Below are 11435 nucleotides of genomic sequence, written 5' to 3' on the forward strand. Positions count from 1 at the left end.
CTATGCCGGCGACCGGACGGCCGGATGTGGCGCGGTCGACGAGCGGTGGTCGCCCAGTTCGAACGACAGGTGCGCCGACAGGGACCGCAGGAAGCCCGCCGCATCGAAGGCCGCGCCGGCCGAGAGCACGCCGGTCTGACGGCACGCTCCCGTGAGCACCCGGTGGACAGCCTCCACCGCGAGCGGTGCGCTGACCGCGTAGATGTCCCGGCCGCTCGCCACGGCGCGCCGCCGCGTCCCGCCGGAGCGTACGACGACGTCGACCAGGAAGGTCTGCTCGGACCGCCCGCGCCCGTCAGCCGCGGTCGGAGCCGGAGTGTCCGGGGCCGCCAGCTCCGCCGCCGCCCCCACCGTCATATAGGTACGCACCTCCGGCACGGCCAAGTGGCTGGGGACGGTGACGACATCGGTCATCGTGAAGTCCCCGATCACGGCCCGGGCACCCAGCGGTTCGGGGAAGGCCCAGTCCAGCGTCGGCGCGGCGTCGTCCCGGTACTTCAGCCGCCCGCCGCTGTAGCGCACGCGCCGGCCGTTCCTGCGCTCCCGCGAGACGGCGCCCGCCGCGCGGGTACCGGCCGTGGGGTGCCACCCGCTCAGCCCGTACGCGATGTGCGCCTCGTCGGCCGCGGTCCACTCACCCATCGCCGCGGTGACCAGCAGGTCACCGAGCCCGCCGAAGAAGGCCATCGCCGTGATGACCACGGCGCCCTGTGCGCGGGCCCGCTCCCCGAACCGCGTGAAGGTGTCGAGATTGGCCTCGATCTCGGCCGCCACGTCCACGTAGGGGATGCCAGCCCGCAGCGCCGCCTCGATGACCGGTCCGGCGGTCGTCGCGAACGGTCCGGCGCAGTTGATCACCGCGTCCGCGCCGGCCAGCGCCCGGTCCAGGGAAGCGGGGTCGTCGACCGAGGCCGGCCGTACCTCCAACCCCGGGCGCTCGGCCGCGAGCGCCTCCAACCTGTCCGCGTCGCGGCCGGACAGCAGCGGGACGTACCCGCGCTCGCACAGCTCGGCCACCACGAAGCGCCCCGTGTGCCCGTAGGCGCCGAACACCGCCACCGTTCGCCCTGCTGCCCTCGTGTCCTCGCGCATCGTGTTCTCCCCACGTCGTGTGCACCGTCAACTGCCCACATCCTGGCGGCCGCGGCCCACCCGCCGTGAGTGTCCGGAACGACGATGCCCGTACACTTTCGGACATGGGTACCGTCGCGCTCGCCGTCACCGGCGGCATGCTCCACTTCGAGATGTCCGTGGCGTACGAGGTCTTCGGCAGCGCGCTGTCCGGCGTGCCAGACCCCTGGTACCGCGTAACCGTCTGCGGGCCGCGCCCCGTGCGGGTGGGCAGGTTCCGGCTGGAGCCCGACTCCGGGCTCGACCGGCTCCCGTACGCGGACACGGTGATCGTCCCCGGCTGGGCCGACGTGGACGTGGACCCGCCCGCCGACCTGGTCGACGCGGTACGCGCGGCCCATGCCGCGGGCGCCCGGGTGGCCTCCCTGTGCACCGGCGCCTTCGTCCTGGCCGCCGCGGGCCTGCTGGACGGGCGGCGCGCCACCACCCACTGGGCGCACACCCGCACGCTGGCCGCCCGGTACCCGCGGGTGGAGGTCGACCCGGACGTGCTCTACGTGGACAACGGCAGCGTCCTCACCTCCGCCGGCAAAGCCGCCGCCATGGACCTGTGCCTGCACCTCGTCCGTCTCGACCACGGCTCGGCGATCGCCAACACGGTCGCCCGAGGCCTGGTCGTCCCCCCGCACCGGGCCGGTGGCCAGGCCCAGTTCGTCACCGCACCCGTACCCGCCCGGGACGACCACCCGCTCGGCGCGCTGCTGCCCTGGGTGATCGCGCGGCTCGACCGCGCCTTGACCGTGGAGGACCTGGCCCGGCAGGCGAACATGAGCTCGCGCAACCTGGCCCGCCATTTCAGATCGGCGACCGGCACCACCCCGCTGCGATGGCTGCTGACCCAGCGCATCCGGCGCGCCCAGGAACTGCTGGAGACCACCGGTGAGAGCGTCGACGCCATCGCGACGGCCACCGGAATGGGCACTGCCACGACACTGCGGCGGCACTTCAACCGCACCATCGGAGTGCCGCCCGACACCTACCGGCGCACCTTCCGCACCGCTCGCCCGGACGCCCGCTGACGCCTGCACGGACACACCGCGCCGGGCCTCCGGACGAGCGCTCCGCCGCCCGTCGGACGGCCCGCCGCCCATCGGACGGCCCGCCTCCCGCCAGCCTGCCCGGTACCGCCCGAATCGCCCGAACTGCATGACCAGGCACCGGCGTTGCCCGTCGGCGACGGACCGCCGCCCGACCGGGCCGCTACCGCAGGAGCCACCCGTACCGACGACGCTGCCCGCCCAGACGACGCCGCCCGCACAGACGTCCACGGGGCTCCCGTCCGCCCCCGCCGGTCAACCGCGACACGCCGGATCAGCCTCCCGCACGGTAACGATCGCATCTCGATCAACCAGCCTGTGCGATCCGGCCAGGGCACGGCCCGCGGCGGCGTTCGCGGTCACCCTCCGCGAGAGCGGGTTCCGCCCAAAAGCGCGCACGCGTGCTTGATCTCCAGCTCGGGGCTTCGCACTGCGTGACGGGTGCGATCAGAGCTTCTCGGCCAACGGCCGTTCAATAAACAACTGTTATCTGTGTGGCGGATGTGAGGATGCGCTCGCGGCAAGACGAGTGATCTTGCCTGCCTGAAAGGCAGACAACATGAACCGCATCACGGGGGACGGGGCGAGGCGCGACACTGCCCGCATGTCCCCGACGCGAGGCCGGGCCAGAGCCCACCGAGGCAAGGTGCTGCCCCGCATAGCCGTGGCCCTCGCCACGGCCCTGGCACTGGAAGCCGCGCTGGTCGTGACCTCCACCGGGCAGGCGGTGGCCGTGCAGTCGGCCCCCACCACGCCCCAGAAGCAGAAGGACAAGCCGTACGCCAAGGAGGCCAAGGACCTCCCCTCGGCGCACGTCGCCGCCAGGCTCTCGGGGCAGCGCGTAGAGGCACTGTCCGAACGCACCGAGGACTCCTCGACCTTCGCCAACCCCGAGGGCACCACCACCGTCGAGGCCGCGAGCGGCCCCGTCCGCTTCCGCGACGAGGCCGGGGCCTGGAAGCAGGTCGACGTCAGCCTCGTCAAGGCCGGCGACGGCGGAGTCCGCGCCCAGGCGCACCCCCTGGGCCTCAAGCTCGCGGGCCGCACCCCGGAGGCCGCGGCCGCCAAGGTGCGGGCCTCGGGAGGCGCCGCAGGCGAGGTCAAGACCCCCTCGGTCCCGCTGGTGTCGCTGAACGGCAAGGCCAAGGACCTCACCGTCGGCTGGCGCGGCATCCTGCCCGAGCCCGCCATCGAGGGCAACCGCGCCCGCTACGTCGACGCGCTGACCCGGACCGACCTCATCATCGAGTCCACCCGTACCGGCTTCGAGCAGTTCCTTGAGCTCAAGGACCGCAGCGCGATCGCCGCGAACGGCTCGGTCACGCTCACCCTCAACGCCAAGGGCGTCAAGGCGCGCGCCAATGCCGACCGGTCGGTCACCTTCCTCGACGACAAGGGCACCCCGGTCGGCGAGCTGCCCGCCCCCGTCATGTGGGACGCCCAGGTCGACCCGAACTCCGGCGATCACAAGAACATCGCCGACGTCGGCCTCAAGGTCACCCAGCAGGGCGACCAGATCGACCTGACGCTGACCCCCGACGCGGCCTTCCTCGCCAACCCGAAGACGGCCTTCCCGGTCACCATCGACCCCGCCGTCAGCATCGGCGTCGGCTTCGACACCTTCGTCCAGCAGGGTTACGCGGTCGACGTGTCGGCGCAGACCGAGCTGAAGATCGGCAACAACGGCTCCAGCCAGGTCGCCCGCTCCTTCCTCACCTTCCCCATGGCGAAGATGGCGGGCCGGCAGATCCTGGACGCCAAGCTGAACCTGTGGAACTTCCACTCCTGGTCCTGCACGGCCAAGAGCTGGGAGGTCTGGGACACCGCCGCGGCCACCACCGCCACGCGCTGGACCTCACAGCCCGGCTGGAACAAGAAGTGGGCCTCCAGCACCTCCACCAAGGGCTACTCCAGCTCCTGCAACGACGGTTGGACGAGCCAGAGCATCACCTCGCTGGCCGCCGCCTGGGCCGCCAACGGCAACGGGAGCAACTCCCTCGGCATCCGGGCCACTGACGAGACGGACCCGTACGGCTGGAAGAAGTTCAACTCCGGCAACGCGGCCTCCAACACCCCGTACCTCTCGGTGACCTACAACACCAAGCCCGGCGCGGCGACCCCCGTCGCCCCGCTGACCGGCGTCGCGACGAACGACACCACGCCGACCCTCACGGGCAAGGCCACCGACCCCGACGGCAACACCGTTCAGCTCAGCTACGAGATCTGGACGCCGACCGGCACCGCGGCCCTCCAGGCCGGCAAGTCCGCCTTCACCGCCTCCGGCGGCAACGCCCCGTGGACCCCGACCACCGCGCTGGCCCCCGGCCAGTACAAGTGGCGCGCCGGCGTCTACGACGGATCCGCCTGGAACGGAACCTGGTCCGCCTGGCAGACCTTCACGGTGGACACCGCCGCCCCGGCGGTCGCGAGCATCTCGTCGACCGACTTCCCGGCCGGCCAGTGGTCCGGCACCCCGGACGCGAACGGCAACTTCACCGGCAACTTCACCTTCACCCCGCCCGCGGCGGACGTGAAGGAGATCCAGTACTCGCTGGACGGCGGCACCTGGACCACGGTGGCCACCACCACGGCCGTCAACCGCGCGCTGACCTTCGGCGCCGGCGAGCACACCCTGAAGGCCAAGGCGCGCGACGCGGCCGGCAACACCTCCGCCGAGTCCACCTACACCTTCTCCGCCGGCGGCGGCTCCGCGCTCCTGACGCCCGCCGAGGGCGAGCGCCCGGCCCGCCGCGTGGCACTGTCCGCGCAGGGCAAGGACATCCACAACGGCGTCGTCTACCAGTACCGCCGCGGCGAGACGGACACCTGGAAGGACGTCCCCGCCGCGAACGTCCGCAAGACCGCCGACGGCTCCACCCTCACCGGCTGGCCGGCCGCCGCCCCGCAAGGGCAGCCGATCGCCCTGAGCTGGGACATCACCGACACCTTCACGACCGACGGCGCGATCGACGTACGGTCCGGCTTCACCACCGGCTCGGGGTACAGCTACTCCCCGCACCACACGATCACCGTGGACCGCAACGCGGGCACCGCGCCCAACACCGCGCTCGGGCCCGGCACGCTCAACGAGCTGACCGGTGACTTCGCCCTCACCGAGACCGACGCCAACGCCTTCGACATGTCCGTCACCCGCACCGCCTCCTCGCGCCGCCCCGGCGCGGGCGCGCTGCAGGACGGCCAGGCGCCGATCTTCGGCAAGGAGTGGACCTCCGGCACGGTCGCGGAACTGACCGACAGCAGCTGGTCCTACGTGAAGAAGACCTCCGCGACCTCGGTCTCGGTCGTCGACAACACCGGCGAGGAGACCGCCTTCACCGCCGCCACCGGTGGCGGCTGGAAGCCCGAGCCGGGTGCCGAGCACCTGGCCCTGACCGGCTCCCTGGCCGGCTCCTTCACCCTGAAGGAGACCGACGGCGTCACCGTCACCTTCGCCAAGGCCGACGCGGCCGGCCTCAACTGGCCGATGACCAGCTCCACCAAGAGCGGACTGGAGCACTCCACCACCACGGTGGTCTCCGAGGCCGTGACCGTCGACGGCAAGCAGCTGGCCCGCCCGAAGCGGATCATCGCGCCCACGTCCGCCGCCACCGCCGCCACCTGCGCGGCCACCCCGGCCACCAAGGGATGCCGGTCGCTGGAGTTCGTGTACGCGAACGCCACCACCGCCACCGGCCACTCCACGTCCGCCGACTTCGGCGACTTCACGGGCCAGGTCAAGGAGATCCGCCTCTGGTCCACGTGGGGCGGCGCCGCGTCGGCGACCTCCCAGGCCATCGCCACCTACCGCTACGACGCGTCCGGTCGACTGCGCCAGGCCTGGAACCCCAACCTGAACCAGGGCATGCAGACCCAGTACTCCTACGACGCCGCGGGCCGGATCACCTGGTACCACGCACAGTCGGAGATCCCCTGGGACCTCACCTACGGCAAGGCCGGCAACGCCGCGACCGCCGGTGAGGGCATGCTGCTCAAGGCCTCCCGCAAGGCACTGAAGCAGGGCACCGCGGACGTCGAGGAAGGCACCGCCTCCACCAGCGTCGTCTACGACGTGCCCCTGACCGGCACCAAGGCCCCGTACAAGATGGGCGCCGCGGACGTGAAGGTTTGGGGGCAGAACGACACCCCGACCGACGCCACCGCCGTCTTCCCGGCTGACGCGGTCCCGTCCGGCCACTCCGGCTCGGGACTCGCGGCCGGCGACTACCGCCGTGCCACGATCACCTACGTCAACGCCTCCGGCCGCGAGGTCAACACCGCCCAGCCGGGCGGCCACATCTCGGCCACCGAGTACGACCACCACGGCAACACGGTGCGCGACCTCACCGAGGCCAACCGGGCACTCGCGCTCGGCGCCACCGACGCCGACAAGTCGGCCCTGGCCGACCTCGGCATCAACGGCCTGTCCACCGCGGACCGCGCCGAACTGCTCTCCACCCGCTCGCAGTACAACCCGACCGGCACCCGGGAGATCCAGGAGCTCGGCCCGCTGCACCGGATCTCGCTGACGGAAGACCTCAAGTCCGGCAGCACCACCGTCGCGCCCGCCGGCTCCTCGGTCGTCGCGCGCGGCTGGACGGTCAACGAGTTCGACGCCGCCCGCCCCATCAACGGCACGGCCACCGTCGAGGACCAGATCACCCGCACCACCACGGGCGCCCAGCTGCTGGTGCACCCGACCCTGCACGCCGAACCCCGCGTCACCCAGACGGTGTACGACTGGGTCAAGGGGCTGCCGACCCAGACCATCCAGGACCCGGCCGGTCTGGCCATCACCACCACCACCCAGTACGACGCCCAGGGCCGGGCCGTGAAGTCCCTGCGCCCCGGATCCACCGGTGAGGACGCCGCCGCGTTCGCGACCCGCTACTGGTCCGCGACCGGCACCGGCACCTGCGCCGGCCGTCCCGAGTGGGCGGACCTGCCCTGCTCCAGCGGCCCCGCGGCCGCGACGACCGGCGGCGCCGGCAACCCGGCCGAACTGCCGGGTGCCGTGGTCGAGTACAACTGGTGGGGCGAGCAGTCCAAGGTCATCGAGACCGCGAACGGCGTCACCCGCACCACCGTCACCGAGTTCGACAACGCCGGGCGCCCGACCTCCGTGAAGACCACGGGCGGCGTGGGCACCGCGGTCCCGGACCGCAACTTCGAGTACGACCCGCACACCGGCGACGTCGTGAAGACGACCTCCCCGACCGGCGGCACCATCAGCGAGCAGTACGACAAGCTCGGCCGCCTCATCTCCTACACCGACGCCGACGGCGGCGTCACCAGGACCGAGTACGACCTGCTGAACCGGCCGGTCAAGATCACCGACTCGGCGCCGTCGACCGTCACCTACACCTACGACCACAGCGCCGAACCCCGAGGCCTCGTCACCAGCACCACCGACTCGGTGGCCGGTACGTTCTCGGCGACCTACGACGTGGACGGCGGCGTCGCCAGCGAGAAGCTGCCCGGCGGCTACACGCTCACCGAGCGCGAGGACTCCACCGGTTCCGCGGTCGCCCGTACCTACACGCGCGACAGTGACGGCCAGCTCGTGTACACCGACACCGTGAGCCCGTCGGCCCACAAGCAGGCGGTCAGCCACGCCGGCTGGTCCGCCCAGGAGTACGCCTACGACCGCGCCGGACGCCTCACCAAGGTGAACGACAACGTCGGCGACGCCTGCACGACCCGCTCCTACACCTTCGACAAGCGCAGCAACCGCACCGGCCTGACCACGGCGGAGGGCGCGGCCGGCGCCGACTGCCCCACCACGGGCGGCACCACCCGCACCTACGCCTACGACACCGGTGACCGGCAGATCGAGTCGGGCTACGCCTACGACGCGTTCGGCCGCACCACCTCCCAGCCCGGCAGCACCGTCAACTACTACGCCAACGACCTGGTGCAGCAGATGACGGCCGGCAACCAGCGCCAGACCTGGACCCTGGACGCCGCCCACCGCTTCCGTACCTGGACCGTCGAGTCCCAGGCCGACGGCGTGTGGTCGCAGGAGCAGGCCAAGCGCAACCACTACGACGGCCAGAGCGACAACCCGCGCTGGATCGTCGAGAACGCCACCACCGGAGAGCTCACCCGCAACGTCGAGTCGGCCGCGGGCCTGCTCTCCGCCACCACCGGCACCCAGGGCGGCACCGTCCTCCAGCTGACCAACATCCACGGCGACGTCGCCCTCCAGCTCCCGCTGGACCCGGCCGACGCCCCGCAGGTGCTGGACAACGACGAGTACGGCAACGCGCGGGCCGGCCAGCCGGCCACCCGCTACAACTGGCTGGGCGGGCAGCAGCGCTCCAGCGAGGCGCTCGCCGGCACCATCCTGATGGGCGTCCGCCTGTACAACCCGGCCACCGGGCGCTTCCTGTCCGTCGACCCGGTCCCGGCGGGATCGCCGAACTACTACGGCTACCCGGCCGACCCGGTCAACATGGTCGACCTGGACGGCCGCGGCTGGAGCAAGGTCTGGTCCTACTACCTGGCGGACCGCCAGGCGAAGGCACTGGCCAAGGCCCTCAAGAAGGGCGGCAACATCTCCAAGACCCTCGCCAAGTGGGTCGGCCGCATCCCGACGGCGGCGAGCAAGGCGCTGAGCGCGGCGCTCTACGTCCTCGGATACGGTGCCAGCTACTTCGGCTGGAAGATCCAGTACGCGGCCACGCGGCGCGGTTCCGGAGTGATGATCCGCTTCGGAATCTGGAAGAAGAAGAGTTGGGGCATCAGCTGGTACTACCCGAAGATGTCGATCGAGGCATCGAACGGCTGGTGGTAGGAGGAGCCGGGGCGAGCCGGGGCCACTGAAGGTCTAGGCTCTCCGGCAACTCACTGAACGGCACGACCCAACCGGTGCCCGCGCGAACCCTCCGGTCCGCGCGGGCACCGGCATCTCGTACCGCGACCGCCCACCTCGCCCCCGTACCCCGTCCCCGTCCAACCCCGTCCCCGTACCTCGACCCCGTACCTCGACTTCGATCCCTGTACCGCGACCTCGTACCACCACTTCGCCACGAAGGACCACAATGATCAACAGCGACGGCAGCCTCCCGGACCGGGAGACGTTGACGGAACTGATGGAAGCCGAGCGCACCCGCGCCCTGCTCGGCATCATGCCGCCCTGGGCGTACTTCGTCCTCAGCCTCCTGTGCGCGGCGGGCGTCTGGCTGCCGAACGAGACCGCGGCCACCGCCGTCGCCGTGACCGGCATCTTCGTCCCCGGCCTGCACATGCTGCTCCGGATCCGCCCCCTCGCCGCGGCGGTCACGGTCTACGACCTCGACGACGCGGAGGAGGCCGAAGCCGACCGCGACTCCACCCCGGCCGACGAGGCCGCCGCGCAGCAGATGGCCGCCCGCATGATCGGCGGCGTGATCCTTGTGGTCTCGGTCGTCCTGGTCCTGGCCGCCCTGCTGGTCCCGATGAGCTGGCTGCGTACGGCACTGCCGCTGGCATGCCTCTGGTTCGCCCTGGACCTCTACCGCGCCCGCCTCCGCCGCCGCCACGCCGACGAGGTCATCTCCCGCGCCGCCGGCCAGGACTGGTACCCGGCGTACACGCGGTTCATCGAGGCCCGCCGGACCGTCCTGGCCTGACGCCCCGCACCTCCGCCGTTCGCACCGCGACCGCGAGACGGCCCACCGAGGGGGACGCGCGGTCTCCCTCGGTCTCCCTCTCCCTCCCACCTCTTCGGGCTGTTCGGCGGGTGCCGCGTACGAGGCCGCCGCGGACGGGAAGCGAATCAGCGGGGCATGCGCCCCCCCAACTCCCGAGCCCTCCTGCGCAGTTCCGTGGCCCAGGCCCCGCCCTCCGCCGCGGTCGACATCCCCGCGACGGCGCTGACCTGTACGTCTTCACGCGCGGTTTCCGGATCGGATCCCAGCGCCGCCCAGTCCACCTCGATGCCGGCCCGCTCCGCGAGCACGAGCACGGTGGCCGTGAAGCCCTCGGAGAGGGCGAGCGTGATGGCGTGGCTCGTCCTGCGATGCCGGGCCAGCAGCGCGGTGACGAAGACTTCGAAGACGGTCGGATCGATCTGGCACTCGTCCATCTCCATTGGCGCTATGCCCGAGGGGAGCCCCAGCTCCGCCTCGAAGAGCGCCACTTGGCGTTGGAACAGGCGGGAAGCCCCGTTCGACGGGTTCCACAGGGTCGCGTCGCCCAGGTCGAAGTACTGGCTCATGACGGCGCCCTCCACATGATCACGGAAGCCCAAGGTATCCGGCCCGATCGTGGCCGTTGCGAGGATGAGACGCTGGTCCGCCACCGACGGGCGTCCACTGACGGCGGAGGCGACCGCATCGAGATTGTCATGCGCGGGTCAATATCGCATCGGGCCAGATCCGCCACCCGCGCCACCCGCCGCTAGTGAGGGTGGCAGTGGCATATCTCGGGGCGGAGTCGGAGCGATGTTGCCCGGAGGGGGCTCGTGAGGCACTCCCCGTGGACCCCTCCAACCCCTCAGGCCCCTCGTGTCCCCGCTGTCTCCCGGTTGGGGTGTGGGTGTGATGTGGTTCACGTGGGGGTGGGGTGGGGTGGTTTGGTGGGGGGTGGGTGTTTTGGGGTGGTGGGTGGGGTGGGGGGGTGGCTGGTTTGTGGGGGTGGGTTGTTTCGGGGGTGTGTCGGGGGTGGGGTTGACAGGGGGTGGGGGGTGGGTGGGTGGGGGTGGGGGGTGGTGGGTTGGGGTGGTGGGGGGTTGGTGGGTGGGGTTGGGTTTGGGTGCTGGTGGGGGGTGGGTTGGGGGGTGGGTGGGGGTGGTGGTGGGGGGTTGTGGGTGGGGTGGCTGGTTTGTTTTGGGTGGTGGGGTGGTGGGGTTTAAACATGGGGGTGTTTTGGTCAGGGCGGGGTGTGTTGTTGCGGGTTTTCGGGGTGGGGTGGTTCGGTGTGTTCCAGTGTTCGACTGTTCCAGTGTTCCAGTGTTCGACTGTTCGAGTGTTCGTGGGTTCGACTGTTCGGGTTGTTCGGGTGTTGGGTCGTTGAGGGGTTTGTGGTTATGGCGATCAAGATTAATCCTGCTCGGTTCAGTCAGTTCGGTGAGGCGGAGGGCAGCGTTTTCTGTCTGATCACGAATCGGGAGATCGAGCATGAGTTGGAGGTGGTGCGGGAGGCTCCGTATGCGGAGTACCGGACGATCATTTTGAGTCCTGGTGATGATTTCGAGGAGTTGTTGCGGGACGGGACGGTTCCGGTGCGGTCGCATTCGTTGGTGATTTCACCGTTCCGGTTTTTTGAGTCTCCGTCGGAGGAGGTGTT

The 11435-nt window shown here is 71.1% G+C and carries 5 protein-coding genes and 1 pseudogene; 4 read left to right on the forward strand and 2 right to left on the reverse strand.

Going from position 1 to position 11435, the window contains the following annotated elements; all coding sequences use genetic code 11:
* Positions 1-1092 carry a saccharopine dehydrogenase family protein gene (locus tag ACFWUQ_RS22420; protein WP_384540742.1) on the reverse strand — a complete coding sequence of 364 codons (1092 nt, stop codon included), beginning with the start codon at positions 1090-1092 and terminating at the stop codon, positions 1-3.
* A 104-nt stretch (positions 1093-1196) separates the two neighbouring features.
* Between ACFWUQ_RS22420 and ACFWUQ_RS22425 the strand changes: the two genes are divergently transcribed.
* The 3 genes from ACFWUQ_RS22425 to ACFWUQ_RS22435 all read left to right on the forward strand — a co-directional run bounded on the left by ACFWUQ_RS22425 (position 1197) and on the right by ACFWUQ_RS22435 (position 9778).
* Positions 1197-2150, forward strand: coding sequence for a helix-turn-helix domain-containing protein (locus tag ACFWUQ_RS22425; protein ID WP_384540744.1), 954 nt, complete (start codon positions 1197-1199; stop codon positions 2148-2150).
* A gap of 622 nt (positions 2151-2772) precedes the next feature.
* Positions 2773-8961 carry a DNRLRE domain-containing protein gene (locus ACFWUQ_RS22430; protein ID WP_384540747.1) on the forward strand — a complete coding sequence of 2063 codons (6189 nt, stop codon included), beginning with the start codon at positions 2773-2775 and terminating at the stop codon, positions 8959-8961.
* A 247-nt stretch (positions 8962-9208) separates the two neighbouring features.
* Positions 9209-9778, forward strand: coding sequence for a hypothetical protein (locus ACFWUQ_RS22435; RefSeq protein WP_384540749.1), 570 nt, complete (start codon positions 9209-9211; stop codon positions 9776-9778).
* 146 nt (positions 9779-9924) lie between these two features.
* On the opposite strand, the gene ACFWUQ_RS22440 is transcribed toward ACFWUQ_RS22435, so the two are convergent.
* Complete coding sequence (locus ACFWUQ_RS22440) at positions 9925-10365, reverse strand: DUF6086 family protein (RefSeq protein WP_384540751.1); 441 nt, start codon at positions 10363-10365, stop codon at positions 9925-9927.
* A gap of 810 nt (positions 10366-11175) precedes the next feature.
* Between ACFWUQ_RS22440 and ACFWUQ_RS22445 the strand changes: the two are divergent.
* Positions 11176-11435, forward strand: a pseudogene (locus ACFWUQ_RS22445) (hypothetical protein); the annotation flags it as partial.

This window comes from Streptomyces sp. NPDC058662 (genome assembly GCF_042716255.1).
Classification (GTDB): domain Bacteria; phylum Actinomycetota; class Actinomycetes; order Streptomycetales; family Streptomycetaceae; genus Streptomyces.